The 26,008-nt window shown below is 58.4% G+C and carries 22 protein-coding genes; 5 read left to right on the top strand and 17 right to left on the bottom strand.

Annotated features, from left to right (window positions below):
- Positions 1–11: 11 nt before the first annotated feature.
- Positions 12–1,241 carry a TIGR03862 family flavoprotein gene (locus FB593_RS18745; RefSeq protein ID WP_111802039.1) on the top strand — a complete coding sequence of 410 codons (1,230 nt, stop codon included), beginning with the start codon at positions 12–14 and terminating at the stop codon, positions 1,239–1,241.
- Here the strand turns inward: FB593_RS18745 and FB593_RS18740 are convergent.
- The 3 genes from FB593_RS18740 to FB593_RS18730 all read right to left on the bottom strand — a co-directional run bounded on the left by FB593_RS18740 (position 1,238) and on the right by FB593_RS18730 (position 4,294).
- Entirely contained in the window at positions 1,238–2,293 is a 1,056-nt protein-coding gene (locus tag FB593_RS18740; RefSeq protein ID WP_025595241.1) for a quaternary amine ABC transporter ATP-binding protein, read from the bottom strand. The genes FB593_RS18745 and FB593_RS18740 overlap by 4 nt on opposite strands.
- Positions 2,286–3,173: an ABC transporter permease gene (locus tag FB593_RS18735; protein ID WP_004431720.1), complete on the bottom strand. Its 888-nt coding sequence runs from the start codon at positions 3,171–3,173 to the stop codon at positions 2,286–2,288. Before FB593_RS18735 ends, FB593_RS18740 begins: the two co-directional genes overlap by 8 nt.
- Positions 3,174–3,295: 122 nt before the next feature.
- Positions 3,296–4,294, bottom strand: a complete 999-nt coding sequence (locus FB593_RS18730; RefSeq protein WP_004431723.1) for an ABC transporter substrate-binding protein — start codon at positions 4,292–4,294, stop codon at positions 3,296–3,298.
- Positions 4,295–4,611: 317 nt separating this feature from the next.
- Here FB593_RS18730 and FB593_RS18725 point away from each other — a divergent pair, with 317 nt between their 5' ends.
- On the top strand, positions 4,612–7,587 hold the full coding sequence (locus FB593_RS18725; RefSeq protein WP_111802038.1) for a PAS domain-containing protein: 2,976 nt from the start codon (positions 4,612–4,614) through the stop codon (positions 7,585–7,587).
- Between the two features lie 18 nt (positions 7,588–7,605).
- On the opposite strand, the gene FB593_RS18720 is transcribed toward FB593_RS18725, so the two are convergent.
- The 10 genes from FB593_RS18720 to FB593_RS18675 form a co-directional block, all read right to left on the bottom strand.
- Positions 7,606–8,550 (bottom strand): 2-hydroxyacid dehydrogenase, encoded by a 945-nt coding sequence (locus FB593_RS18720; RefSeq protein WP_111802074.1) that lies wholly within the window; start codon positions 8,548–8,550, stop codon positions 7,606–7,608.
- Positions 8,551–8,683: 133 nt separating this feature from the next.
- Entirely contained in the window at positions 8,684–11,032 is a 2,349-nt protein-coding gene (locus tag FB593_RS18715) for a polysaccharide biosynthesis tyrosine autokinase (RefSeq protein ID WP_004431729.1), read from the bottom strand.
- Positions 11,033–11,139: 107 nt separating this feature from the next.
- Positions 11,140–12,045 (bottom strand): UTP--glucose-1-phosphate uridylyltransferase, encoded by a 906-nt coding sequence (locus FB593_RS18710; protein WP_004431732.1) that lies wholly within the window; start codon positions 12,043–12,045, stop codon positions 11,140–11,142.
- A gap of 81 nt (positions 12,046–12,126) precedes the next feature.
- Positions 12,127–13,122, bottom strand: coding sequence for a glycosyltransferase family 2 protein (locus FB593_RS18705; protein WP_145166836.1), 996 nt, complete (start codon positions 13,120–13,122; stop codon positions 12,127–12,129).
- Positions 13,122–14,066: a glycosyltransferase family 2 protein gene (locus FB593_RS18700; protein WP_076844566.1), complete on the bottom strand. Its 945-nt coding sequence runs from the start codon at positions 14,064–14,066 to the stop codon at positions 13,122–13,124. The genes FB593_RS18705 and FB593_RS18700 overlap by 1 nt, the downstream gene beginning before the upstream one ends.
- Entirely contained in the window at positions 14,063–15,061 is a 999-nt protein-coding gene (locus FB593_RS18695; protein ID WP_111802036.1) for a glycosyltransferase family 2 protein, read from the bottom strand. Before FB593_RS18695 ends, FB593_RS18700 begins: the two co-directional genes overlap by 4 nt.
- 17 nt (positions 15,062–15,078) lie before the next feature.
- Complete coding sequence (locus FB593_RS18690; protein WP_111802035.1) at positions 15,079–16,260, bottom strand: glycosyl transferase family 1; 1,182 nt, start codon at positions 16,258–16,260, stop codon at positions 15,079–15,081.
- Positions 16,261–16,320: 60 nt separating this feature from the next.
- Positions 16,321–17,112: a glycoside hydrolase family 16 protein gene (locus FB593_RS18685; protein ID WP_004431747.1), complete on the bottom strand. Its 792-nt coding sequence runs from the start codon at positions 17,110–17,112 to the stop codon at positions 16,321–16,323.
- A 4-nt stretch (positions 17,113–17,116) separates the two neighbouring features.
- Positions 17,117–18,265 carry an acyltransferase family protein gene (locus FB593_RS18680; protein ID WP_004431750.1) on the bottom strand — a complete coding sequence of 383 codons (1,149 nt, stop codon included), beginning with the start codon at positions 18,263–18,265 and terminating at the stop codon, positions 17,117–17,119.
- A 371-nt stretch (positions 18,266–18,636) separates the two neighbouring features.
- Positions 18,637–20,115 carry a lipopolysaccharide biosynthesis protein gene (locus tag FB593_RS18675; protein WP_111802034.1) on the bottom strand — a complete coding sequence of 493 codons (1,479 nt, stop codon included), beginning with the start codon at positions 20,113–20,115 and terminating at the stop codon, positions 18,637–18,639.
- Positions 20,116–20,234: 119 nt separating this feature from the next.
- Between FB593_RS18675 and FB593_RS18670 the strand changes: the two genes are divergently transcribed.
- Together FB593_RS18670 and FB593_RS18665 are read left to right on the top strand one after the other, a co-directional pair.
- The gene (locus FB593_RS18670; protein ID WP_004431756.1) at positions 20,235–21,200 is read left to right on the top strand and encodes a glycosyltransferase family 2 protein; all 966 of its coding nucleotides are present in this window, start codon (positions 20,235–20,237) and stop codon (positions 21,198–21,200) included.
- Positions 21,201–21,251: 51 nt separating this feature from the next.
- Positions 21,252–22,205, top strand: coding sequence for a polysaccharide pyruvyl transferase family protein (locus tag FB593_RS18665; RefSeq protein WP_111802033.1), 954 nt, complete (start codon positions 21,252–21,254; stop codon positions 22,203–22,205).
- A 192-nt stretch (positions 22,206–22,397) separates the two neighbouring features.
- Here FB593_RS18665 and FB593_RS18660 read toward each other — a convergent pair whose 3' ends face one another.
- Both FB593_RS18660 and FB593_RS18655 read right to left on the bottom strand, forming a co-directional pair.
- Positions 22,398–23,387, bottom strand: a complete 990-nt coding sequence (locus FB593_RS18660) for a glycosyltransferase family 2 protein (RefSeq protein ID WP_065663237.1) — start codon at positions 23,385–23,387, stop codon at positions 22,398–22,400.
- Positions 23,388–23,497: 110 nt separating this feature from the next.
- Positions 23,498–23,776, bottom strand: coding sequence for an exopolysaccharide production repressor protein (locus FB593_RS18655; protein ID WP_019566541.1), 279 nt, complete (start codon positions 23,774–23,776; stop codon positions 23,498–23,500).
- 338 nt (positions 23,777–24,114) lie between these two features.
- On the opposite strand from FB593_RS18655, the gene FB593_RS18650 reads away from it, so the two are divergent.
- Positions 24,115–24,381, top strand: coding sequence for a DUF6074 family protein (locus tag FB593_RS18650; RefSeq protein ID WP_004431768.1), 267 nt, complete (start codon positions 24,115–24,117; stop codon positions 24,379–24,381).
- Positions 24,382–24,454: 73 nt separating this feature from the next.
- Here FB593_RS18650 and FB593_RS18645 read toward each other — a convergent pair whose 3' ends face one another.
- Positions 24,455–25,351 carry a tetratricopeptide repeat protein gene (locus tag FB593_RS18645; RefSeq protein WP_004431770.1) on the bottom strand — a complete coding sequence of 299 codons (897 nt, stop codon included), beginning with the start codon at positions 25,349–25,351 and terminating at the stop codon, positions 24,455–24,457.
- Positions 25,352–25,472: 121 nt separating this feature from the next.
- On the bottom strand, positions 25,473–25,700 hold the full coding sequence (rpsU, locus tag FB593_RS18640; protein ID WP_003498359.1) for a 30S ribosomal protein S21: 228 nt from the start codon (positions 25,698–25,700) through the stop codon (positions 25,473–25,475).
- Positions 25,701–26,008: the final 308 nt, after the last annotated feature.

Raw genomic sequence — 26,008 nt, 5'->3', positions numbered from 1 at the left:
GCGAAGATGCGATGGAGCGGGTTTTGAAGAAGGCAAGGCAGGTCGCGATTGTCGGCGGCGGGCCAGCGGGCCTGATGGCGGCCGAAGTGCTGTCTGCGGCTGGCCATGCCGTAACGGTGTTCGAGGCCATGCCGACCGTCGCGCGCAAATTGCTGATGGCCGGAAAATCCGGTCTCAACATCACCCATGCCGAAGACTACGACATTTTCCTCCACCGTTTTGGCGACGCGGAGCAAAAGCTGCGCGCCGCCCTCGATGATTTCACGCCCGGCGCGCTGCGTCACTGGGCGCAAGGTCTGGGGCAGGAGACCTTCGTCGGCACGTCGGGCCGGGTGTTTCCGACCGCCATGAAGGCCTCGCCGCTGTTGCGGGCATGGCTTGCCCGGCTGGAGGCGCACGGCGTGATCATCAAGACGCGGCATCGCTGGATGGGTTTTTCCGCAGACGGGCTGGTTTTCGCGACACCGGAGGGCGATGTCTTCATGAAGGCCGACGCCGTTCTTCTGGCGCTCGGCGGCGCAAGCTGGCCGCGTCTGGGTTCGGATGCGGCATGGGTGCCTGCACTCGCGGCTGAAGGCGTGGAGCTTAATCCTTTCCGCCCCGCCAATTGTGGCTTTGATGTCGATTGGAGCGATGTCTTCCGGCAGCGTTTTGCCGGTGAGGCGTTGAAATCCGTCACCACCATTTCCCCGGCCGGGGCGTTTCAGGGCGAGTTCGTGGTGACGCAGCACGGCATTGAGGGCAGCGTCATCTATGCCCATTCCGCCGCACTTCGCGACCAGCTGGAACACACGGGAAAGGCGACACTCGCTGTCGATCTGGCGCCGGGACGTACCGTGGAGCGCCTTGGCCGGGATCTGGCAAAGCTTGGCCGCAAGGAGAGTTTTGCAAACCGGTTGCGGAAGGCCGTGGGCCTCTCCGCCGTCAAGGTCGGACTTCTGCGGGAAATCTTTCACGATATCTCGGCGATGCCGGATGATCTGGTCGCCGCAAGAATCAAACATGCGGAGATACCGCTTGCACGGACGAGACCGATTGCCGAGGCGATTTCATCGGCTGGGGGCGTTGACTGGCAAGGTATCGATGAGAACTACATGCTGAAAAAACTCCCCGGCATTTTTGCTGCCGGGGAAATGCTGGACTGGGAGGCGCCGACCGGCGGTTATCTGCTGACCGCCTGTTTTGCCACTGGCAAGGCCGCCGCCAAGGGCATGACCAAATGGCTCGACGGCTTGGCCTAACCGGCCTCGGCCAGTTTTTTTTCCGCGCTTGGCGTGGTCCTGACGAGGCAGCGCATGATGGCATCCGTGGTGACGGAGCCGAGTGACTTGCCGTTTTCGCCGATGATGACGGCACTGCCGACATCCTCCCTGACGAGCGCGCGCAAGCCTTCCTCGACGGTCATGTCCGCATCGAGCTGAAGACGCGACTGGCCGGTAAACTCCGGCTGGACGATGGCGCCGAGACGAATGACCCGGCCACGATTGACCTCTTCCACGAAGGCTTCGATATAGCTGTCTGCCGGACTCATGACAATTTCGGCGGCCGTACCCTGCTGGATGATCTCGCCGTCGCGCAGAATGGCGATCTTGTCTCCCAGCCGAAGGGCCTCATCCAGATCGTGGGTGATGAAGACGACGGTCTTCTTCAGCTCTTTCTGCAATTCCAGCAGGACTGTCTGCATGTCGACGCGGATGAGTGGATCAAGTGCCGAATAGGCCTCGTCCATCAGCAGGATTTCGGCGTTGTTGGTCAGCGCGCGGGCGAGACCCACGCGCTGCTGCATGCCGCCTGAAAGCTGGTTCGGATAATGGCTCGAAAAGCCTTCCAGCCCCACCCGCTTGATCCAGACGTCGGCTTTTTCTTCCCGCTCGCCCTTGTCGACGCCCTGCACCTCAAGGCCATAGACGACGTTTTGCAGCACGTTGCGGTGCGGCAGCAGGCCGAATTTCTGGAATACCATCGCCGTCTTGTGGCGGCGGAATTCCAGAAGTTCCGCTTCGTTGAGGCGACAGACATCCGTTCCGCCATAAAGGATTTCTCCCGCTGTGGGGTCGATCAGGCGGTTGACGTGGCGGATCAGCGTCGATTTTCCCGAGCCGGAAAGGCCCATGATCACGGTGATCTGCCCGCCCGGCATGGTGATGTTGATGTCGCTGAGGCCGAGCACATGGCCGTGCTTGGCGTTCAGTTCCGCCTTGGACATGCCGCCCTTCACGGCGTCGATGTAGTTCTCCGCCTTGGAGCCGAAAATCTTGTAAAGGCTGCGGATTTCGATCGATTGACTAGCCATGCGCCACTTCCCGGTGTTTTTGCAGGCGAAGGCCGTAGGCCTGGCTGATGCGGTCGAAGATGATGGCGATGCCGACGATTGCCAGGCCGTTGAACACACCGAGCGTGAAATACTGGTTGGCGATGGCCTTCAGAACTGGCTGGCCAAGGCCCTGAACACCTATCATGGAGGCGATGACGACCATGGCGAGCGCCATCATGATTGTCTGGTTGATGCCCGCCATGATGGTGGGGAGTGCAAGCGGCAGCTGCACCTTGAAAAGCTTCTGGCGCTTCGAGGAACCGTAAGCGTCTGCCGCTTCCAGCACGTCCCGGTCAACCATGCGGATGCCGAGATTGGTAAGCCGGATCATCGGCGGAATGGCGTAGATCACCACGGCGATGACGCCCGGGACACGGCCGATGCCGAGCAGCATGACGACGGGAATGAGATAGACGAAACTCGGCATCGTCTGCATGACGTCGAGAACGGGGTTCACGATACTCTGCAGGCGGTTGGACCGCGCCATGGCGATGCCAATCGGCAAACCGATCACGATCGAGAGCACGGCGCAGACGAAGATCATCGAGATCGTCTTCATCGTGTCTTCCCACATGCCGAACCAGCCGATGGCAAAGAGAATACCGCAACATAGTCCAACAATGGTGGCGCTGCGGCTGGCAAACCAGGCGAGTACGCCGACAATAAGAATAACGACCGGCCAGGGGGTGCCGATCAAAAGCCTTTCCGCCCAGATGAGGAAGCTTTGGAGCGGTGTGAACAGCCCCTCTATCGTGCCGCCATAGGCTCTGGTGAAACCCCGAAACCCCTCGTCGATCACTTTCTTCAGCGCACGCAGGGCATCGTCATTCATGGTCGGAAATTTGAAAAGCCAATCCATATCCTGTTCTCCACGACGAACCGGGGCCGGCGGGCAATATCCGCCGCGCTCCGGAACTTAAAAACGGCCGGGCGCCGCCATTGGCGGGCCAAGCTGTCGACCACATATGTCGTGCCACCCTTTTAGAGGGCAGCCTTGACCTTTTGCGCGACGTCGGGGGAAACCCAGCCCGTCCACAGAGCCTCGTTTTCCTTCAGGAAGTGTTTCGCGCCATCTTCGCCGGTTGCCTGATTGTCGGTCATCCAGGCGATCAGCTTGTTGACGGTGTCGTTGGTCCAGGCGCGTTTGTTCAGATAGTCCATGGCCGGGCCGGCGCGGTCGGCAAAGGTCTTGCTGACCAGCGTCTGCACGTCGTCAACCTGCCATGCATTGGGCTTCGGGTCCGCGCAATCGGCAACCGAGGTGCAGCGCTTCCATTCGGCAGAGTCATATTCCGTGCCGAAGCCGAGCTTCACCATCTCATATTTGCCGAGCAGCGAGGTCGGAGCCCAGTAATAGCCTACCCACGGCTGTTTCGCTTCGTAAGCCTTGGCGACCGAGCCGTCGAGACCTGCGGCGGAACCGGTGTCCACCAGGGTGAAGCCGGCCTTTTCACCACCAAAAGCCTTGAAAAGCTGGGCGGTGACGACGGTGCCGCCCCAGCCCTGCGGGCCGTTGAAGACGGCGCCCTTTGCCTTGTCTTCAGGCGAGGGGAAGAGCTCGGGATGCTTGAAGAGATCAGGAATGGTCTTGAGATCGGGGTTTGCATCGGCGACATATTTCGGGATCCACCATCCCTGCACAGCGCCGTCCGACAGGATCTTGGCGGCCGCCACGACCTTGCCGCCCTCAAGTCCCTGTTTGACGATTTCCGGCTGCAGGCTGACCCAGGCCTCCGGCGCGATATCAGGCTGGCCCTTTTCGGCCATGGAGGTCAATGTCGGTACGGTGTCGCCTGTGACGATTTCAGCGCTGCAACCGTAACCCTTTTCCAGAATGATCTTGTCGAGATTGGCGGCGACTTCAGCGGATTGCCAGTTCATGCTGGCGATCGTGACGTTTCCACAGTCCGCAGCAAAGGCTGCACCGCCTGTAAGGGCGAAGCCGGCGGAAAGAATTGTGGCACCCAAAAGTATTTTCATTTTTGTTCCCTCTGGTCGCGGTGTGCGAAGACCCGGGCGCTGACGGCACCGCGACCGCCAGCACCCGCATTGAGCGTTAATAATTACTTTGTTGCCGTTCCGTTTGCGGCAGTTTTTGGCGTATTGAGGATGGCAATCGTCAATCAATCATCACGCTTGTGGGGTGCTTCTGCGAAATTTGCGGCGTGCGAATTCCCCAGTCTTGCCGGTCGCGCTTCTGAAAAGCCGTGAACAACAAGCAGAAGTTTCTGTTTTCTTGGACATTTATTCCGTTCTGTACTACGGAAAATTTCGTCTCTTTTTTGTGGTGATATTGAATGACCAATCTTCGTGCTGCCCCGGTATGGCCGATCGGCGGCGGTGAAACGGGTGAGCTTGTGCGTGGCTTCGACTGGTCGAAGACATCGCTCGGTCCGATTAGCGACTGGCCGCAGAATTTGAGGCAGAAGGCCAATTCCGTCGTCAACTCTCCCATTCCGCAGGTGCTGATGTGGGGTGCGGATCATGTGATGATCTACAATGACGGCTATGCGGAAATTGCCGGCAATTATCACCCGCGGGCGCTGGGCGGAACGGTGCCAGGTATCTGGCCCGAGATCTGGGACTGGAACAGCCGCATTCTGGAGGCTGGCTTTCGTGGCGAGGTCATGGCTTATCGCGACCAGCCGATGACGCTGATGCGGCACGGTCAGCCGGAAGAGGTGATCTTCGATCTGTTCTATACGCCGATCTACAATGATGGCGGCGCGGTGGACGGCGTCCTGTGCACGGTGCTTGAAAACACCGAAAAGGTGAAGGCCGTGGAGGCGCTGGAGCAGAGCCGCAAGGAGCTGAGCCGGCTTACCAATGCCCTGCCGATCCTGGTGGGATATGTCGATCGCGACTATGTCTATAAATTCGCCAATGACGGTTATCTGGAGTGGTTCGGCCGCAGCGCCGAGGAGGTGATCGGCCGCAGCGTTCCGGAAATTGTTGGAGACGCGTTCTTCAGTTCGCGCAGGGCCTATCTCGATCGTGCGCTCGGCGGCGAAAAGATCGTTTCGGATACGGTGATCAGCAGACCGGATGGCAGCAAGCGAGCCGCCGAAATCCGTTATGTTCCCCGCTATATCGCCGATGGCTCGGTTGACGGCATTTATGTGCTGATCATCGATATCGAGGACCGGAAACGTTCCGAGCACGAAATCGTGCTTAGCAATAACCGTTTCCGCGCCGCTGTTGATGCGGTCCACGGCGTGCTTTGGACCAATACCGCCGACGGCATGATGCTGGGTGAGCAGCCTGCGTGGGGTGCACTTACCGGGCAGAGCTTCGACGAGTATCAGGGGTTCGGCTGGGTCGAAGCGGTTCATCCCGAAGACAGGGACCATTCGCTGGAAAGCTGGACAAAAGCCGTTTCCGCGCGGGCGACCTATATTTGGGAGCATCGCGTTCGCCGCCATGACGGCGTCTACCGCACATTTGCGATCCGTGGCGTTCCGATTTTCGACAATTCCGGTGATATTGCGGAATGGGTGGGTGTCCACACGGATATCACCGAACAGCGGCTGGCCGAGAACACGCTTAAAGAACATGCCAGCAATCTGGAACGCGAGATTCGCCACCGCATAAGAGCGGAAGAGCAGCTTCGCCAATTGAATGAAGGGCTGGAAGCGCGGGTCGAGACGGAAATCGCCGAGCGCCGCCAGACCGAAAGAGCGTTGCAGCAGGCGCAGAAAATGGAATCCATCGGCCAGTTGACCGGTGGCGTCGCGCATGATTTCAACAATCTTCTTCAGGTAATCGCGGGCAATCTGCAATTGCTGTCAAAGGACGTGATTGGCAACGAGCGTGCCGAACGGCGGCTGGAAAATGCGCTGGCCGGCGTTCATCGCGGTGCCAAGCTTGCAAGCCAGCTTCTGGCCTTTGGCCGCCGTCAGGCGCTGGAACCGCGCGTTATCAACATCTCCCGGTTCGTTACCGGCATGGACGATCTCCTGCGCCGTTCGCTTGGTGAGGCGATCGAGGTTGAGGTCATCACCTCCGGCGGCCTGTGGAATACCTATGCCGACCCAAACCAGGTGGAAAACGCTCTCCTTAATCTGGCGATCAATGCGCGTGATGCCATGGAAGGGCACGGCAAGCTGACAATCGAGGTCGGCAATGCGGTTCTCGATCGCGATTACGCGCGCAAGCATTCGGAAGTTTCGCCGGGGCAATATGTCATGCTGGCTGTTACCGATACCGGATCGGGCATGTCGCCGGACATTCTGGAAAAGGTGTTCGAGCCGTTCTTTTCGACGAAACCGGAAGGCAAGGGCACCGGTCTCGGCCTTTCGATGGTTTACGGTTTTGCAAAACAGTCCAGTGGCCATGTCAACATCTATAGCGAGGTGGGGCAGGGCACGACGGTGAAGATGTATCTACCGCGATCCGCCGCCGACGAGGACAGGGAAGTGGTGATACCGACCGGCCCCGTCGAGGGTGGCACGGAAACGATCCTTGTGGTGGAGGATGACGAGGAGGTGCGCAGCACCGTCGTCGAGACACTGAGCGATCTCGGTTACCGCGTGCTCACTGCCCGCGATGCGCAGGCTGGTTTGACGGTGGTCGAGAGCGGTATTCCGATTGACGTCATCTTCACCGATGTGGTGATGCCGGGACCTTTGAAAAGCCGGGAAATGGCGCGCCGTGCGCAGGAAAGGTTGCCTAATCTCGCCGTTCTCTTCACATCCGGTTATACGGAAAACTCCATCGTGCATGGCGGCAAGCTGGATTCCGGGGTGGAACTGCTCTCCAAGCCTTACACGCGCGAAGCGCTGGCGCGGCGCATCCGCCATGTCATCGCCAATCGCAAGCAGGTTTCTCTCGCCAAGACGAGGCCGGTATCATCACCGCGTCATTCCAAAACCCCCGAACCCGCGCAGGTCGTCGGAGACGAGACCAGATCGGTTTGCGTGCTTCTGGTTGAGGATGACGAGTTGATCCGGATGAATTCGACCGAGATGCTGGCCGATAACGGCTTTGCCGTCGTCGAGGCCGGAAATGCTGTGCAGGCGCTAAAGGCGATCGAGACGGAAGAGATCGATGTTCTCGTTACCGACATAGGCCTGCCGGACATGAAGGGCGGCGAGCTGGCGGTTGAGGCATTGCGCCGGAAACCGGGACTAGCCATCGTGTTTGCCACGGGAGACAACCAACTGCCGAACGGGGCGCCGGAAACGGCAGTGCTTTTGACCAAGCCCTATGACGAACAGCAGATCGTCTCAGCTGTCGAACTGGCCCATACGGCAAACAGGATAGCGGGCGAATAAACCGCCCGCCATCGTGTCTCAATAACCGCGCGTCATATCGACCGTTTCCGGCAGCGTACCTGTTTCACGCCATGTCTTGACATTGCCTGCCACTATTTTCGCTGAACTTTCACGGCTTGTCGGCGCGGAAATATGTGGCAGGACGGTCACTTTCGGGTGCTGCCAGAATGCGGAGGCGGGAGGTAGCGGCTCCTGTTCGAAGACATCGAGAACCGCATGCGAAAGCTGGCCGGAATCAAGCGCCGCGATCAGGTCATCGGCGACGACGACGGCTCCGCGGGCGAAATTGATGAGTGCGGCTCCCTTTTTCATGGCGCCGAGACGGTCGGCATTCAGAAGGCCGCGCGTCGCATCGGTCAGCGGCACCAGACAGACGAGAATGTCGCTTTTTTCCAGCAAGTCCTCCAGCCCGTCATCGCCCGTCAGCGTTGCCACTCCCTCGATTGCCTTGGCCGAGCGGCTCCAGCCGGAAACGTTGAAGCCTGCATGAAGCAGGCGTTGCGCCGCAGCCGTTCCGAGCGCGCCGAGGCCGAGGAGGCCGATGGTCATCTCGCCCGGATGCCGATAATCGAGTTCCTGCCAGAGGGCTTTTTGCTGGTTTTCGCGATAGGCCGGCATGTCGCGTTGCAGGTAATAGGTCCATGCCAGCACGGCTTCCGCCATCACGCGTGAAAGCTCCGGGTCTTTCAGCCTGACGATCGGCGGCGCCTTGTCTCCCAGTTCCAGAACGAGCCGTTCGACACCTGCCCACAGGCTGTGAATCCACGAAAGACCCGGCAAGGCTGCAATATCGGCTGGATCGGGATTGGCGACGATGGCGAAGTCCACCGCGCGTTTCTGCTCCCCGCTCAATTCGGAAAAGGAGAGGATTTCCTCTTCCGGCATGGCGTCGCGAAGCGCTTGCTTCCAGATGGCCTCCGCTTGCGCATTCATCCGCGAAACAAGGGCGATGGGTGATGGCATGAAACTGGTCCTGCTTGCTGGCGATTGGTTGGTCGCCATCAATGCGTAATTTTGCGGGCAACGCCATAGGCTGGATGGCAAAATTTGAGTTGCGAAAAACAGCGGCCCGGTTTGCACCGGGCCGCTACACCATTCAGGCGTTTTCCTTCACCGGCGGTTTGGCGTCGCCGTAATAGGCCGCGAATGTCTCGTGATAGTGCTCAGAGCCACCGGGGCCTGCATAACGCTGCAATTCCGTCATATCGGTCTTGTTGAGCACGATACCCAACGTCTTGTTGGCAATCTGCGGTTCGTTGGCCATCAGGTTCTGCACCATCTGGATCGGCGTCTTGCCCCATTCCGTCACGAAGACGAAACCATCGACCTGCGGTGCGAAGGCTTTTGCGTCGATGACGGGAACGACGGGTGCAAGGTCGACAATGATGTAGTCGCAGGCCTCACGCGCCGATTCGATGAATTTGCGCATGCCGGAGGAGGCAAGAAGCTCGCTTGAATGGGCAAACTGGTTGCTGGTGGAAACCGGCAGGATGCCCATTTTCGTGCGGGTATCGACCTTCACTGCCTGCGTCCACGGTATCTCGTCAAGCACGACCTCCACCAGACCGGCGGATTGCCGCGTTGTCAGCATGCGGCTGAGGCCGGGGTTGCGGATGTCGGCATCCACTACAAGCGTGCGCTTGCCGGTGGAGGCAATCAGACCGGCGAGATTGAGCGCCACGACCGATTTACCCTCGTTCGGCAGGCACGAGATGACGCCGATTACCCGGCACTGGCGTTCCTGGATAACGACATCAGCCGTCAGCTTCACGTTGCGCAGCGTCTCGGCAAAGCTTGAGCGCGGGCTGTCGACGGCAAGGCGTAGCATTTTCTGGAACGAGACCTGACCGTTTTCGTCGATGGTCGTGCTCTCGCTGCCGGGGGTGGCGGCAGGGGTACCCGACTTTGCGGTTTCTGCACCCCGTTCCCCGATAAAGGGCAGGTAGCCCAGAAAACGCATGCGCAGATTGTCGCGCACATCGTTGCCGGTGTGGAAAAAGCGATCCCGGAACTCAAGAAGCGCTGCAATGCCGCCGCCCAGCATAAGGCCGAGAATGACGGAAAGCGCCATGGTCATGGTCTTTTTCGGGCTGGACGGAGCTGTCGGCAGACCCGCTTCGGAGATGATGCGGGCCTTGGCGATCGGCAGCGACTGCTTCTGGGATGCTTCTTCGAAGCGGCCGAGGTAGGACTGGTAGAGTGTGCGCAGAGCGGTTGCCCGCTGCTCCAGCTCACGCAATTGCACCATGGTGATATTGGCCTGCGAATTGCGGCCCGCCACGCGGTCGATATTGTCGCGAAGCGATTGCACACGGGAGTTGGAGACGTCGTATTCGTTCTTCAGGCTGCCCGTAACCTGCTGCAGTTCCTGGAAGATCTGCCTTGCAATCTCTTTCTTCTCACTCTCCAGCGCTACCGCCTGAGGGTGGTCGGCGCCGAATTGCTGGACGACGCCCTGCAATCGGTCAGAGATCGTGATGTAGCGTTTGCGAAGGTCCTGAATGACCGAGTTGTCGGCATCCCGTGCGGAAACGACTGCATTGTCAACGGCTGCATCCGGTCCCCGGTCGATGATGGATTTGTATTGGCCATAACGTGCAGCAGCCGTCGCGACATCCGCCTGCGCGGCAATCAGCTGGCCGTTGAGATCGGCCAACTGGCCTTCCGACATCAGCTCGCCACGCGAAGAAACGATATTATTGTCCGTCTTGAATTTTTCGACGGCAAGCTGGGCGGCCTGCGCACGCTGGTTCAGGTCGCTCATGCGCTCCTGAAGCCACACGGAAGCGCGCTCGCTGGCGTCGAAATTGGCGTTCAGCTGTTCGGTCAGATAGGCCTGCGCATAGGTCTTGGCGATGAGCGCGGCAAGCTGCCGATCTGTCGAACGGGTGGAAATGGCGATGACCGAACTGCGGCCGACACGCTCTACGATCAGCGATTGTTGCAGCACGGCGGCTGCCTTTTCGCGGCGTCCGGCGCGGATTGCCGCTTCGGAGGCCGGCGGATCTCCGGGCAGGATGAGATCGACGATACCGCGCACGGAGGATTTCACGAGATCGACCGGCGACAGCGACGGATTGACGATGGTGTCGTTCTCGTCGAGCTTGGCCTTGTCGACCACGGTCAGCGCCATTTCCTTGGATTTCAGAATTTCCACGGCACTGGCGATACGGTTGTCGACGATCTGGGCGGCAGGTACCGGCGATTCCTCTTCCGCGTAACGGGAAAGGCTTTCATCCAGAAGCACCTGAGTCATCGCGGTGTAAACGGGGGTTGCAAGCACCAGATAAAGGCCGGCCAGAACCACAGCGGCGATGACCGAGGCGGCAATGACATTGGCGCGGCGCACCACGGCTGCCCAGAGGCGATCGAGGTCAATAAATGTGTCGGCATCCTTGCCGGGATCCGGAAAACCGATGCTGGATTTAAAGGTCTTGTGGTGCATGGACCTACCTTGTGAATTAAAAATGGTACGCGGGAAGCCGAGCAACGCTCGGCTTCCCGCCCCCCGTTATTGATGTGCCGACCGCCTCCCCGGCAGCACGATTAAAGTCAGGCCGCCTGAACGCGGCTTTCATGGTTTGCAACGAGTTCCTTGACGGAAGCGAGAACCTGCGCCTCCATGTCGGCACGCATCAGCGAGAAAGCGACATTGGCGGCGATGAAGCCCTGCTTGCTGCCGCAGTCGAATGTGCGACCGCTGTACTTCTGCGCATGGAAGGCCTGCTTTTCAGCGAGCCGCTTCATGCCGTCAGTCAACTGGATTTCGTTGCCCGCGCCACGCTCCTGTTTGGCGAGAATGTCGAAGATTTCCGGCTGCAGAATATAACGGCCGTTCAGGTAATAATTCGAAGGCGCCCTGGATGGTTCCGGCTTCTCGACCATTTCGGTCACCGCAAAGCCGTGATTGACCTTCTGGCCGACACCAACGACGCCGTAGGATGACACTTCTTCCGGCAGGCATTCCTCAACACCGAGGATATTGCCGCCGACTTCGTCGTAGAGTTCCATCAACCCGGCAATGCAGCCGCGTGCGCCATAGGAAACCATATCAGGCAAAAGCAGCGCAAAAGGCTCCTTGCCCACCAGTTCGCGCGCGCACCAAACCGCGTGGCCGAGGCCGAGCGGCACCTGCTGGCGGGTGTAGCTGACTGTGCCCGCGACTGGCAGCATCTTTTCAAGCTGCAGCACCTGCACCGTCTTGCCGGAGCGGGTGAGCGTGTTGATAAGCTCGGGCGCGCTGTCGAAATAGTCTTCGATGGCGGTCTTGTTACGGCTGGTTACGAAAATAATGTGCTCGATGCCGGCCTGCATGGCCTCATCAACGGCATATTGCACGACCGGCCGGTCGACGATCGTGAGCATTTCCTTCGGCATCGCCTTGGTGGCGGGCAAAAACCGCGTGCCGTTGCCGGCTACGGGAATGACGGCTTTTCTGACAGTTTTGTTCAGGTCCATCGCGTTCTCCTTCATCAACGTTTGATCTGTCCCCAGTCCGCTTGCAGATTTTTCGCGCACAGATTTGTCCGTTCACAAATTTTACGAAATCTGCCTTTTCACCCCAGTATTTGCCGCGGGCGCAAACATCGCGTTCCGCAACCTCTTCAGCCGCACGGCAATGGGCATTCTCAAATGCCCCAGCACGGCGGGATCTCTGATCGTTGTCTTCAGCGCGCCGATAATCGAGCGCCGCTTGATGTCTTCCACCAATGTCAGGAAGTTACGGGCCAGTTGCAGGCTACGGCTTCTGGCCTGCTGCGCATCCATGGCGGCGGGCAACAGCGCGTAGTGGCTCAGAAACTCCTGGTCCGCCCGCATAATTCCTTCGACGTGGTGGATTTCAAGGACGCGCGAGATCGAACCCTCGCGAATATTATAGATGTAGCCCGGTTTCGGCTCGATGACGCAAAGGCCGCCGGCGGCAAGCGCCGAGGCAAGCAGGATGTAATCCTCGCCGATGCGGATGTCCTCGCGAAAACGCAATCCTTCACTATTTAGGAAATCGCGCCGGAACATCGGCTTCATGTAGCCAAAGTTGAAGGTGGAGCGGAAAAGGATGTTGGAGGAAATGAAGTCCTCAAGGGTAAGGACGGGTCTTTCCTCCAGAAACTCGTCTGCGAACATCGTTTCCATCGGCCTGCCGTCCGTATAGGCGACGTCGAGATTGTCGACAGCGATCACCGCATTCGCCGCATCTGCCCGGCACATCATGCAGGCGGAACGGTCAGGGCGGATGACGTCGTCCGAATCGAGAACGGCGATAAAGCGTCCGGTTGCTGCGTCGATACCGGCATTGCGCGCGCCTCCCGGTCCGAGGTTCTGTTCAAGGGCAAGCAGCCGGACACGCGGATCGTTGGCCGCAATGGCCTCGACGAGCGAGATCGTCTCGTCGGCGGAGCGGTCGTCCACGACGATCACCTCCAGCGTCACGCCCTGCTGGTCAAGCGCACTTTGAATGGCGGCTTCGATCGTCTCTGCGGCATTATAGGCGGCAATGACGAAGCTGATATCGGGCTGAGGGTTAAGGTTCTCCATCAGGTTGCCTCCACCGCGCCGTATTGGCGGATTTCGCGCACTCCGAAGGCGCCGCTTACCGAGCCGAGATGCAAGGCGCCGCGCAGGGCATAGCGGTTGCGGCGCACGGCGTTGAAACCGTTCAGCGCGGCAAAGACGGCGCAATAGAGAACTTTCGATCCTGCCTTCAGCACCTGCATCACGCGTCTTGCGCCGGGTTTCTTTTCGGCAAGCACACGGCCATGGGTCTGGCCGGAGCGGAAGCGACGTTTGGCAAGCCACATGAAACGGGCGCGGTTTTCCGGCACCGGCTCGGAGAGCACGGCCTTTTGCGCAAAGACGATGCGACCGCCCGAAGAATGGAGATGCGAGAAGAAATGCGTGTCCTCACCGCCGCTCTGGCCGAGCGCCAGCGCAAAACGCCGGTCCTTCACCGATGGGGCTTCCATCTTGAGAAGCGTGTTGCAGGTGTAGCCGGTGATGATCTCGCCATTCACCCAGACTGGCACGGTCGAGTGAAAATCGCCACGTTTCATCCAGCCCGGCGCATTTTCACGGTAAACCGCCGTCACTGGGCCAAGAACGACATCCGCACCGGTTTCGCCTGCCTTCTCCAGAAGTGCGGCAAGCCAGTGCGGCGGGGCGGTCTCATCATCGTCGATAAAGGCCAGATAGTCCGCCCGGCATTCAGAGAGGCAGGCGTTGCGGGCAATCGAGATATTCGATTTCGGGCAATGGACATAGGCGATCTCGAAAGGCGAAGTTTCACGCAGCCGATCCACACTTGCCTTGGCACTCGGTTCCTCATCATTGTCGGCAACGATCAGGCGAACTGTCACGCCTTCGGGCACTTCCAGTTCGAAGAGTGACAGAAGTGTGGCGACCAGCGCCGGACGTCTGTAGGTACAGATGCCGATATCGACGGTCTTTGAATTGTGTGGTTCGGTGACGATGAGGTCGGTCATGAGACAGCCTTTTTTCCCCGGAATTTCAGGAGTTCCAGCCAGAAGCCGGTGGACCACGCCAGATGCATCACCATTGCGGAAAAGGCGGCGAGCGGGCCGTATGGGTTTTTCTGACCTATTGCCATCCACAAGCCATAACCCACACATGCGGCGATCCAGAGGCCGAGCGGAATAAGTGCTGCCCAATGCACAAGCGACAGCAGGGCAAGCACGAAGACCGGCAGGACAGCCAGCGGAATCATCTGGCGGATCTTCGGGATCGAGCGATGTTTCAGCAGGTTCTTTGCCCGGCCACGGCCATAGGCGAGATATTGCCTGAACAGCGGCATGACGCTGGCGCGCGGATAATAGGTCATGCGGGTCTTGTCGGTCATCCAGATACGGAAACCGGATTTGCGCAGCCGGAAATCCAGTTCGGCATCCTCGTTGTGGCTGAAGCTTTCATCGTAACCACCGACCGCGTCGAAGGCGGCGATCCGCATCAGCGCGTGGTGGCCATGGTCGATCCAGTGTCCCTTGGCGCCTTCGCGGTGCTTGGAGCCGCCATTGCCGAGTTTGGAATTTTGCGCAATCGCCGTCGCCTTCTGGAACAGGCCGTGCCCGACCGTATCCATGGCGACCACGACGGAATCCGCGCCGGTGCGATCCGCGTCCTCAATCAGCCGCTGGCAATAATCATCCGGATAATCGCCATGGGCGTCGATGCGGATGAGGTAGTCGAAATCCTCGCCGAAAGTGGATACGGCCAGGTTTATGCCGGCGCTCTGGATGCGCTTGGGATTGGGAAGGAGCGTAACGCGGTCATTCGTTACGGCGAAGGCGGAAACGATGTCGCGCGTGCCGTCCGTACTGCCGCCATCGGCAACAACGATGCGGAAAATACGTCCATCCATCGCGCCGGTGAATTTTCGCAGCAACGCCTCGATCGTCTTTGCCTCGTTGAGGCAGGGAATGACGATCAGAGTTTTGATGCCGGAATGACCAAGACCTTCCATGATTTGCCCCCTACGCACTACACGGGTGAAAACGCAGCTTCACGGGCATGGCCGGAAGCGGATTTTGTAAGAGAGGACAATTGCTGGACCAGCTGACGGCAATCGTCGCGGTCGGTCAGCCATTGTTTCTTGTCGAGTGCCGAGAGGGCGTCGAAGGCGTCCGTATACGTTTGTGGAGTCATAGTGTTGAAAAGAGCGGCCAGATCATCTGCACCGGCATTTTGCAGAACAAAACCGATATTGCGCTTTTCGATGAAACGAGCCGTTTCCGTGCCTGCAAGTGCAATCGGCAGGGTGCCGTAAAGGCATCCCTCATAGAGCCGATTGGGCAGCAGCCAGCTTGAATTCTGGCCTTCCTCGAAGAAGTCGATCGCCCAGGTGAACTGCACTTCATTATAGATGGTGGCCAGATCTTCAGGGTTTTTGTAGGCCCCGTGGAAATGGACATGCGGCGCGGCAGCCACGAAACCATCGAAATCCGCAAATTCCGAATAGGCCGGCCGGCCGCGCAGGACGATTTCGACCTTGCCATCCATGCGCTTTGCAAAATCGGCGAGGATTTCGAGCGATTTGCGGCAGCGAAGCGCGCCGAACCAGCCGATTTTCCAGGGCTCGCCGGGGGCAGGTGGGCGCGGTTGTGGGTTGGCTGCTACAGCGGCATCAAGCGCCAGCACCCTGTTTTCCTGCAACAGCACGGGAAGGTTCAGGCCGGAAACGGGTTTGAAATAATGCTCGACGAAAGCCGGAGAACTCGTCACCAGCAGCTTGGCATCCCGGGCGAAATAGCGCTGGGCCGCATTGAGAAGCTGCCCCGGCTTGCCCTCATTGAGAAGCAGGCGGTGAATGTCGAGACATTCGTAAACCAGTGCCGGCTGGCGGTCGTAAAGCGACATGGCCCGTTTTGCGAGAGCCAGCATTTCCAGGTTTCTGGCAAGAATGACGTCGGGCGTGGGGGTGCCGCGTAATGTTTTGCCGAGCGAGAGGCTGGCCTTGGCGACGGCTGCCATGCGCTGAAGAAACTGCCCATCGGCGGTTTCTCCGAGAATGACCGGCACCACGCCCTCGATCTCTGCAAGCCGGTTCTGTCCGCGCCGGAAGCCCGCCAGCGTGACCCGCGCGCCGCCCGCAAGCAAGGTCAACACCCGCCGGCGAATGGCGGGGTCCGACAGATCATGCGCGAGATAAAGAACATGGATCATGCATGGGTTCCGGTTGGTTTCATGCGTCAAGGACGCCGAGGCTCAGGTTTAAAAAGTCAATCAGTTAAGGGCGCAGGCGATGGATTCGGGAAACTGGCATTTGTCGCCGAGGGCCGTGAAGGCGAAGCGGTCAACAATCATCTGTGTTGCGCCGGAATAGGAAAAGGCACCCATCCAGTCCTTCAACGTGTCGGTTCCCCATAGGCTGAAGAAAATCTTCTGGGCGTTCTGCGGAATCTTGGTCTCATCCGTGACTTCGTGAACGAGCTTGCCGTTGACGTAGTAACGCAGGCGCTGAGGCTCCCACACGAAGGCGTAATCGTTGAAGCCAGCATCTGCTCCGCCTTCTACCGGCACCAGTTTCTCATTGCCGCCCTTGGCGGAAATATACTGGTTCAGCTGTACCTTGCCCGTATTCTTGCCCAAAACCTCGAAATCGATTTCATCATGGGGCTTTTTGTCGGTCGGGCCGATATAGGTGAAGAAGGCGGAGTTCAGCCCGGAGCCGGTAGCGGCTTTCATCCGTGCTTCATAGGTGCCGTAGCGATAACGCCCCTTGGTCTGGATTTCACCGCACGCGAAGTTGCGGTCGCCGGACTTTGCTTCCTCAAAACCAAGCGTCAGCTGGCCGTTTTCCACCGTGGCCAATTTCTTCGACCAGGTGCAGTTCTGATGCGCACCATTGTTCCAGCCGTCGGAGACGTACCAGAACGACCGGTCCATCTGATCGAAATTCTCGATGAACGATGCGCCGTTGCCTTCTTGTGCCTGGCTCGGTGTCGTGAAGGGTGTAGCCAGCAGGGCGGCGGCGAGAAGAATGCGTGTCTGAACGCGGGTGACAAATGTTGTCATTGGTTCACCTCTGTCGTTGCGAATAAAGTGTTTCGGATGTGGGCGGGCCGATCATGGAGGCCCGTTTTGCAGCGAATTCGGACGTTGTCTTGCGTTTGCCGTTCCGGCTTCCGGTCAGCACGGCATAGACGGCCGGCAGGTATTTGCGGGTTTGTGCATTGCTCACCACCAGAATGACAAAGGCGGACAGTGTGGCGATGACATAGAAGGCGGGGTAGAAATCGGGTCCGCCCTTGTTCCAGACCATCCACATGATGACGAGCAACGGATAGTGAGCGCAGAATATCCAGAAGCTGAGGCTTCCGGTTTCGGAAAGCCGCTTGCCGAGCCTGCTGCGGATCAAAAGCGCCGACGACGCCCAGAAACCGAGCGCGCCGAAAACAGCGAGCAAGTTGCGAGACATGTTCAGCCAGAATGTGAACTCCGGGCCGGTGAAATAAAGGCCTGTTGCCAGCATGGCCGCAGCGACAAAGGTCAGCGCCATGATCGGGAAGGCGTAGGGATCGAGTGCCTTGACATCGACGCGGTGCAGCGCAAGTGCGATGCCCAGTGAGAAGCTGAACAGGATCGATTTCTTCTGGACGATGAAGATCGTCAGATCAGGCATGGCGGTTATGAAGAGCAGGATAGCGAGCGTTGGCAGCGCAAAGCGGCGCATGAGAAATGCAAGCACCGGCGACAGCAGGATGCAGACGAACAGGTCGCGCAGGAAATAAAGCGGCACGTTTACCGGCAGTTCTTCGAGCGCCGTTCCATGGCTGATGATTTCACGCGGGCTGGCGTTCCAGAGGTCCGGGAAATAACCCACACCAACGTCAAACAGCTGGATAAGCAAAATTGCGGCAAACAACGCGCCATTCCACAGCAGGAAGGGCAGCAGCACCGTTTTCGACTTCGAACGGATCGTCGCCGGATAATCGAACCCGCTCATGCCGCGACGAAACAGCAGATAGCCGGATATCGCGCTGAGACAGGGCACACCGATGCGAAACAGGGCGTCGCCCAGAAAAACACGCAGCCAGTCGAAGAAGCCGTAAAGGCCAAGAAAAGGGCTGGTTTCGGCATCGTGCGGCACATGGACGAACACGATTCCAGAGATCAGCAATATACGCATCAAATTGATACGGGAGGATAGGTTCTGATCGACAGTCACATCAGTCACCCCTATTGGGCGGCGTCCACCCACGCCGCGTTGCAACCAGAGCGAACTTAAGCCCGCACTCGTAAGTCTGGTTTCGACTTTAGGGTAAAATGTGGCGACGCGGGAAAAACACAAGCTTAGATATTGCGGGTGATTGTCTGGCGTTCCGGCATTCCGTGCGACTTAAAAAAATTAAGCAACTGAAAATATTTAATTTTTCCTAGATTTAAGTCGTCGCTAAAAATCGCCAGAGGAAGCGTTATTATCATCGTACGCGATATTGCATCGCAAAAAAATGGTTTTGCCATGCCGTCACGGAACACATATCCGTGACGGGTGAGACCTGTTAACGGCCGAAATGAGGCGCTTTCAGTGACGAGCCGCTAACCTTGGGTTGCGTTTTCACGCATTCGCCGCGATTTGACCATCCCGAGGATTTTTCCAAGCAGGGCGCGTTCCGTCAGCAAAATCAGCACCGCATAGATGATACCGCCGACTGCGGCGCCAACGAGGACCTGAAGCGTTGCGTTGGGGATGCGTTCGGCAAGGACGTGAAGCAGGTAACGCACCGAAACGGCCATGACCAGCGCTGCAATCATCGGTCTGCTGCTGACATAGAGGCCGCTGAAAAAGGGTGTATCGCTTGCCTTGAACACGGCCCATGAGTAGGCAACCAGCGTCACCGCATTGACGATGCAGAGCCAAATCATCGCGTCGATCAGGCTGCCGTAGACGGCTGCAGCCCAGACGGCAACCGTGGTGACGATGGCGCGGATCGTGGCCGACCAGAACAGCACACGCCCATAGCCGGCACCCTTGAGATAGGGGATAAAGGTGCTGCATGGGGTCAAAATGGCTTTCGAGAGGGCAAGGAGACCGAGAACCGGCCAAGCATAAGCCCAGTTCTGCCCGAAAATTACCAGCATGGCCGGTTCGGCCACCGCCCAGAGGCCGAACATCATCGGCGCAAGCAGCACGGTCAGAACCTGCGTGCTGAACATCAAGGCATCACGCCGGCGCTGCGGATCGTCCATCATACGGCTGAAGGCGGGAAACAGCACGCCCATGACGGCCGACAGGACGACCTGATTGGGAATGCTGGCAAAACGGTTGGAGGCGGAATAGGCGCCCGCATCGGCAAGGCCGAGATGCCGGGCGATCACCACCATCGGCGACTGGAAGGTGACGAAATTGGCGATTTCCGATCCCATCAGGCCGGAGCTGAAACCGAGAAGCGGCACCAGACGGTGCGGTTTCATGACGAAACGCGGGCAATAGCGGGAAACGGCATATAGCCCGACAAGCCTGATGAGTGCGGCGGCGAAAAGCTGGATGATGAGCGCCCAGACGCCGAAGCCGAGAAGCGCCATAGCCACGGCGACAACCGCCGCGATGCTTTCAGACGCCATGCTCCACAGCGCGTCCTGACTGAAGTTCATGCGCCGGGCTAGCAGTGAATAGGCGACATCACCCGCAAGTTGCAACGGAATGAGAAAGGCCATGATACGCAGCAGATAGGCACTTTCCACCGCACCCAGAAGCCCACCGAAGAACTCCGCGAAAATGTAGAGCGCGGCGGCCATGGTGCAGGAAATTGCCAGATTTGCCCAGAAAACGGTATGGATTGTATCCATATCCTCTTCTTTCTCGACGATCAGCGCCGAGGTGAGCCCCGCTCCGGCAATCATGGTCAGGAATTGTACAACCGTTAAGCCGACTGCAACCACACCAAATTCTTCCGGTGTCAGCAGTCGTGCAAGAATGGGAACGGTGACAAATTTAAGCCCGAATGTCCCTGTCTTAGACAAGACGCTCCAGCCGACATTCGTGGTGATGGTCTTTACATTTGGAGCTGGGGGCATACAAGCATCCTGTTTCTGGAGGCCGGCGGGGAGGAACGCCGGTGGGGAGTTGCCGATACCATCGGGGCCGCTTTTAGGATCGGGCCCGACACTTCTTGATCAACGCAAGGGGCGAAACAATGGCAAGATTTACTGTCGTCATTCCCTATTACCAAAAGCAGCACGGAATTCTTGGACGTGCGCTCGCATCGGTTTTTGCGCAGACTTACCAGGATTTCGATCTTGTCATCGTCGATGACGAATCGCCATATCCGATAGACAATGAGCTTGCAGAACTTTCGCAAGCGCAGAAAGAGCGGATTCTCGTCATTAAGCAGGCCAATGGCGGGCCGGGTGGTGCGCGCAATACCGGTCTCGACCACGTTCCTGCTGGCAGCGATTACGTCGCATTTCTTGACTCGGACGACATCTGGACGCCCGATCATCTCCAGAATGCGGCCTTCGCGCTGAAGACATTTGGCGGTGAGTGCTATTGGGCATCCATGCAGGCAAGTGACGAATTTTATTATCATTTCGCCATTTCCGAGCTGGAGAAGAACGAGGGCGCCGCAAGGCTTTCCGAGCGGCCTCTGGTGATCGAGCTGCCGGATCTGGCGAGCGTGATGCTGCGCAACTGGAGCTTCTTGCATCTCTCCTGCATGGTGATCGGCCGCCCGCTTTTTGAAAAGATACGCTTCGATCCGGCGCTCCGGCTTGCGGCGGAAGATGTGCTGTTTTTCTGCGATTCCATCCTCGCATCCAAGCGCACGCTTCTGTGTGACGATGCCGGTGCCATGCGCGGAATGGGCGTCAATATCTTCCACAGCATCGACAATACCTCGCCGGAATTCCTGCGCCAGCAGTTCAATACCTGGGTTGCGCTCGATACGCTGGAGGGGCGATTTTCGCGGCGGCCGGACGATGTGGCCTCGATCGCTTCCTATAAAAATACGGCGCGCAAACAGGCGCTCTGGAGCCAGGCCGGCAATCTGAAACGGCGCAAGGTGCCCGAATTCGGACTGCTGCTGAAGTGGGCGATGCGCGATCCGGCACTCCTGCGAGCGGCTTTTGAGCTCGGCGCAGGCAAAATAGTGCGGACAAGATGATCGAATTCTTGCCTGCAAGAATTTATATGTTTTTCACCCAGGAGTGACTTCATGAAACCTTACCACTGGGAATCGCATCACGGAAATTTTGGCGACGATCTCAATCTGTGGCTGTGGGACTTTCTGCTGCCCGGGCTGCGGGACGTGCATGACGATGTGATGCTCGTCGGTGTCGGCACGGTTCTCAATGATACATTGTTGCCCGCAAAGCAGCGCAAGCTTGTGATCGGCAGCGGTTATGGCTACGGCGCGGTGCCGGATACAAGCACCGGATTTTGGGACATTCGCTGCGTGCGCGGCGAAAAAACCGCAGCCAAATTGGGACTTTCTCCCGAAAAGGGCATTGTCGATCCCGCCGTGATGGTGACCGAGATGCCAGAGTTCAAAGGCCTGCCGAAACTCTACAAGAAAACCTTCGTTCCCCATTGGGAATCGGCGGAATTCGGCATGTGGGAAACGGTTTGCGAACCGGCGGGACTGACCTATCTCGATCCGCGCGGCGAGGCGATGTCGGTCATCCGCGCCATCGCCCAATCTGAATTTATCGTGGCCGAATCCATGCATGGCGCCATTCTTGCCGATGCGTTCCGCGTGCCATGGGTGGCGGTGAGCACATCTCCCTCGATCAACAGTTTCAAGTGGAGCGATTGGGCAGGCACGGTCGGTGTGGAGTATCAGCCGCGTTACGTGCCAGTCTCCACCCGCGCCGAGGCGGCGAAAAAGGGGTCGCGTTTCTGGGGTATGAGCTTCCCGCCGCCGCCAGCCCCCGTCATTGCCGAGGCGGGATCCGGTCCGGCGCTTGAGGGCGATGTGCTGGTGCGGCCGCAGGCAAGCCAATCCCTGTCGCTGCGCAAACTGGCCAAGCAGGTGCTGGCAGCACCTTCCACGCTGGCGCTGTGGCAGGCAAGCCGTGCCGAACCGCGTCTCAGCCCGGATGGCAGGCTGGAGGAACGCAAGGAGCGTTTTTCCGCTGTTCTGGAAACGGTCAAACGTGATTATCTCTGAAGGCGGGTTGCCTCAGCAATTTCGGACACAGTCACCCCGGCCTGGGTCCGGGGTCCAGCGCGCTCAAGTCCTTGATCGCAAAAGACTCTCTTCATGGCGCAGACGCGCCATGACTGGATGCCGGATCTAGTCCGGCACGAAGAATGAGAGAATATCGAACTTGCCATCATCCTCGCGGCTGGAGGTTTTCCCTCAGGAAACCGGCGTGCCGTCCAGCAGATAACGAATATCCCGAACCGGCGCCGGTTTGCGAAAACGGGCGGTCTTGTCGGTCCAGATGCCGCGCGTGATGGCCGGCAGGGCAGGCAGACGCGCAAGAGCGTGGCTCAAAGCGCCGCCCATCCCTTTCTGCTTTTTCGCATCGAGAAAATGGCGAAGCTCGAATTTCGCGCGGATGTGTTTTTCGTGCTCGAGCAGGATCGCCGTCTCGCTGGCCGACAGCTTGCAGCTGGTGAGAATATCCTTGTCCGCTTCGTATAGACGGCGAAGATCTTCCGTGCTGTGACGGCCGCTCAACGAATTGCCGCGGACAATCGCCCCATAACCGCAATGACGGATGACCTTGTAACGGGCACCGGCGGCAAGCGCGCGGGTATAAAGTTCGTAGTCTTCGCCGAGACGCAGACGCTCGTCGTACCGCAACGCATGTTTGTCCAGAAAGGCGCGGCGGATCACCGGTTTCAGAAAGCCGGTTTCCCCGCGTTCCACGCCGGGTCTGGAAATATTGCCTTCCACGAACTCCGTCAGCGACAGAAACCGGGCCTGTGGTTCGAAGCGGGCCGGCTGCATGGACGACGCGCCCGGAACCGATTGCTGGATGAAGGCGATATTGTCGGCCACCAGATCCCAGTCGTCATTTTCCAGCATGGCGGCAAAACGGCCTTTGAAAAAAAAGTCGTCCGCGTCGAGAATGCTGATGAGCGGTGCGGATGAAATCGAGATCGCATGGTTGCGGGCGGCCGAAGGGCCACGATTGACGTCGAATCGCACGACCCGCAAACGGCCGGTACCGTCATCCGCCGCATGTGCGACATCGCTGGTCGTATCGGTGGAGCCATCGTCGATCACCATGACTTCGGCGACCTCCGGCTCCACAAGGGCGGAGCGGATGGCGATATCTATCGTATCGGATGCATTTTTCGCAGCGATGATGACGCAAATGGGCTGTGAACCGCTCACCATGTGTTGTCCTTCTGCTGTGACGAACCGTCAGGATTTGGTCAGCAGAAAGTGTCAGGGGTGTGGATGCAAGTGATTTTTTTGCGGCGCAATAAAAGAATGTGCGTGAGAGGTCACATATCGGTCAGTTTCGCGCCATGTGGCGGGGCGCTGCTTACCGTGTCCGGCGTCATGATCTCGGCGCTGCGATCAAGCGCGAAGGTTTCGCGCATCCGCCGTTTCTCCCGGGCGACCAGAACCAGGAGTGCAATAAAATAACCGGTTTGCAGAATGACGGCGCAGATGAGGGTCTGGATGAATGCCGTATAGAACGACCCGTGGATGAAATATGTAGCGACCGCAAAGGCAAGCAATGCACCAATCATGCTGAAAAATACACGAGGTGCATACATGGTGCTCTCCTCCCGAGAACGATTTCTCCGTTTTTGGCTGCGCTGCGGCATTTTTTTTCTTTGCAAGAATATACGATGAGACCGGTGTTGTTTCAACACACATATACTTCTTCTATCTCCCACGGCATGAAATTTCGGTAATCTTGATTGGTAAATTCCTTGGTAATCGGCGATTTGCCCGAATCGGTGTCCTCCGGCAGCGCAGATTCTTTCGTCTGACAGGCTGCAGAACCCGTCCCTGCAAGGCGTTAGCGGCCTTCTCTCCTGCGTAGCAGACTTCGTTAACCATCCAGCCTTTAAAAAGTCGGTATTGATTCCTCGAAGAGCAAGGTGCCCGCGTGACGACGAATTCGGAAGTAATCGCCTTTCCGGCAAAGAACCGTATTGCCAACGTAAAACGGTGCGCAACCATGCTCGACCGGCTGCATGGTGTGGAGGCGAATGATTTCTGGCGCAGGGAGTGCCGTGAACTGGCCGCCTATCTGACGGGCCTCGGCTATGAGGACGCCGCCATGCGGCGCGAGGTCATGGAGTTTCAAAATGCGGTGCAGGCGGAGTTGTGGGCGGGGGATGCCACGCCCGAGGCGCGCCGCGACAGCCATTGAGGCTTTAAGCGTTTCCCAAAAAAAAGCCGGCAGGTGTCGCACCGCCGGCTTTTCTGTTCATATCTGTTTTTGATCAGGATGCGCCGGCACCGCGCGTGCGGGCAATGCCGTCGAGCGCGGGCTTATATTTCGGATCAAGCCGTGCCGCATGCGAATAGGACTTTGCGGCTTTCGCCATCTCGCCGCGGCGCTCATAGACCAGTGCCTGGTTGGCCCATGATTCTGCGACGTTGCCATCAAGCGAAATGGCGTGGTTGAAATCGGCGAAAGCGTTTTCGTCGTCGTTCAGCGCGACATAGGAAAGGCCACGGCCGTTATAGGGTTCCGGCGAGGTTGAGGACAGCGAGATGGCCTTGGAGAAGTCCTCGATCGCTTGGGCATGCTGGTTGCGCAGCTGGTAGATCAGGCCACGATTGTGCCACGCGCGGCCATCGGTGGTTTCGAGTTCGATGGCGCGGGAGAAGTCGTTGAAAGCTTCGTTGACGCGGCCGGACTGGCGGTAAAGATTGCCACGGCCGATCAGGGCTACGTCATAGCTCGCATTGATCTGCAAAGCGGCGTTGTAATCCTGCAAGGCCTGCTGCTGCTGGCCGGAATTGCGATACACGAGCGCGCGGTTGGCATAGGCCTGATAAAAGCGCGGGTTCAGTTGCAGCGCCTTGTTGAAATCCTCGATGGCGCGGCGCGAATCGCCGGCGCGGCCGTAAGCGGAGCCACGAACGTTATAGCCTTCCGGATCCTGCGGATTGGCGTTGATGACCGAGGTGAGCGAGGCAATGTTTTCCTGCGAGCCCTGGGCACGGTCGATCCTGAAGACATCGTCAGTCTGGTTGGACGTAGCGCAGCCGGAAAGACCGGCAAGGACGGTACAGACGACAAGGGAAACACGGAATCTCTTGTTGTTTTTCAGGAGCACCCGGCGCGTGGAGGCATCGGAGTTTTTCACAACACAGGCATCAACAGCGGTCATTCGGTGGGGGTTCCCTCGCAGGCCGGTCTCAAGATAATTCTCCGGCCACAAACACAAAGAGCGGCGGCGAATTGATCGCCCCCGCCCAACAAGCATTCAAAAACGTCCAAAAGACGGCCTATTAACGGCCTGCGCGCGGAGCTGCAACCAGACCTTCGCGCTGTGCGCGCTTGCGTGCCAGCTTGCGAACGCGACGAACAGCTTCAGCCTTTTCGCGGGCGCGCTTCTGGGAAGGCTTTTCGTAATAATCGCGCATTTTCATTTCACGGAAAATGCCTTCGCGCTGCATCTTTTTCTTGAGAGCGCGAAGCGCCTGATCAACGTTATTGTCGCGGACTAGTACCTGCACGTGAAACCCGTTCCTTTTGTTTGGTTGTCTTGCTGTGAGAATAAAGGCATTCGCACGCAAATAAAATCGTTCGTTCGGCCGTCGAGCCTAGCGATTGGTGACGTGCAATATCAGAACATTTGCAGCAAGTCCATACGGTACCGCATATTCAACAGCCAAAATCCAGCTACCCCGGCATTCTGCCTGCAATGTCGAAACAAAAGCATTGCGGCGTCGCAAAATGGATATTGCCTCCGATGCCGATTTGCCATGTGTATAATATGTGCCGGAGCTATGCTTTCGGCTTCTGGCCGGTTCTTGAGGAGCAG

The organism is Rhizobium sp. SJZ105 (genome assembly GCF_007828365.1).
Lineage (GTDB): Bacteria > Pseudomonadota > Alphaproteobacteria > Rhizobiales > Rhizobiaceae > Agrobacterium > Agrobacterium tumefaciens.
The sequence above is the reverse complement of the archived record's forward strand: the minus strand, read 5'-3'. Positions and strand labels throughout refer to the sequence as shown.

Bases quoted from the DNA above. Each gene is read 5' to 3' on its own strand.
- FB593_RS18710 (WP_004431732.1), bottom strand. From the start codon at position 12,045: ATGGACCTGAACAAAACTGTCAGAAAAGCCGTCATTCCCGTAGCCGGC.
- FB593_RS18720 (WP_111802074.1), bottom strand. From the start codon at position 8,550: ATGCCATCACCCATCGCCCTTGTTTCGCGGATGAATGCGCAAGCGGAG.
- FB593_RS18725 (WP_111802038.1), top strand. From the start codon at position 4,612: ATGACCAATCTTCGTGCTGCCCCGGTATGGCCGATCGGCGGCGGTGAA.
- FB593_RS18705 (WP_145166836.1), bottom strand. From the start codon at position 13,122: ATGGAGAACCTTAACCCTCAGCCCGATATCAGCTTCGTCATTGCCGCC.
- FB593_RS18685 (WP_004431747.1), bottom strand. From the start codon at position 17,112: ATGACAACATTTGTCACCCGCGTTCAGACACGCATTCTTCTCGCCGCC.
- FB593_RS18700 (WP_076844566.1), bottom strand. From the start codon at position 14,066: ATGACCGACCTCATCGTCACCGAACCACACAATTCAAAGACCGTCGAT.
- FB593_RS18660 (WP_065663237.1), bottom strand. From the start codon at position 23,387: ATGGTGAGCGGTTCACAGCCCATTTGCGTCATCATCGCTGCGAAAAAT.
- FB593_RS18730 (WP_004431723.1), bottom strand. From the start codon at position 4,294: ATGAAAATACTTTTGGGTGCCACAATTCTTTCCGCCGGCTTCGCCCTT.
- FB593_RS18675 (WP_111802034.1), bottom strand. From the start codon at position 20,115: ATGCCCCCAGCTCCAAATGTAAAGACCATCACCACGAATGTCGGCTGG.
- FB593_RS18665 (WP_111802033.1), top strand. From the start codon at position 21,252: ATGAAACCTTACCACTGGGAATCGCATCACGGAAATTTTGGCGACGAT.
- FB593_RS18645 (WP_004431770.1), bottom strand. From the start codon at position 25,351: ATGACCGCTGTTGATGCCTGTGTTGTGAAAAACTCCGATGCCTCCACG.
- FB593_RS18695 (WP_111802036.1), bottom strand. From the start codon at position 15,061: ATGGAAGGTCTTGGTCATTCCGGCATCAAAACTCTGATCGTCATTCCC.
- FB593_RS18655 (WP_019566541.1), bottom strand. From the start codon at position 23,776: ATGTATGCACCTCGTGTATTTTTCAGCATGATTGGTGCATTGCTTGCC.
- FB593_RS18735 (WP_004431720.1), bottom strand. From the start codon at position 3,173: ATGGATTGGCTTTTCAAATTTCCGACCATGAATGACGATGCCCTGCGT.
- FB593_RS18670 (WP_004431756.1), top strand. From the start codon at position 20,235: ATGGCAAGATTTACTGTCGTCATTCCCTATTACCAAAAGCAGCACGGA.
- FB593_RS18740 (WP_025595241.1), bottom strand. From the start codon at position 2,293: ATGGCTAGTCAATCGATCGAAATCCGCAGCCTTTACAAGATTTTCGGC.
- FB593_RS18715 (WP_004431729.1), bottom strand. From the start codon at position 11,032: ATGCACCACAAGACCTTTAAATCCAGCATCGGTTTTCCGGATCCCGGC.
- FB593_RS18745 (WP_111802039.1), top strand. From the start codon at position 12: ATGGAGCGGGTTTTGAAGAAGGCAAGGCAGGTCGCGATTGTCGGCGGC.
- FB593_RS18690 (WP_111802035.1), bottom strand. From the start codon at position 16,260: ATGATCCATGTTCTTTATCTCGCGCATGATCTGTCGGACCCCGCCATT.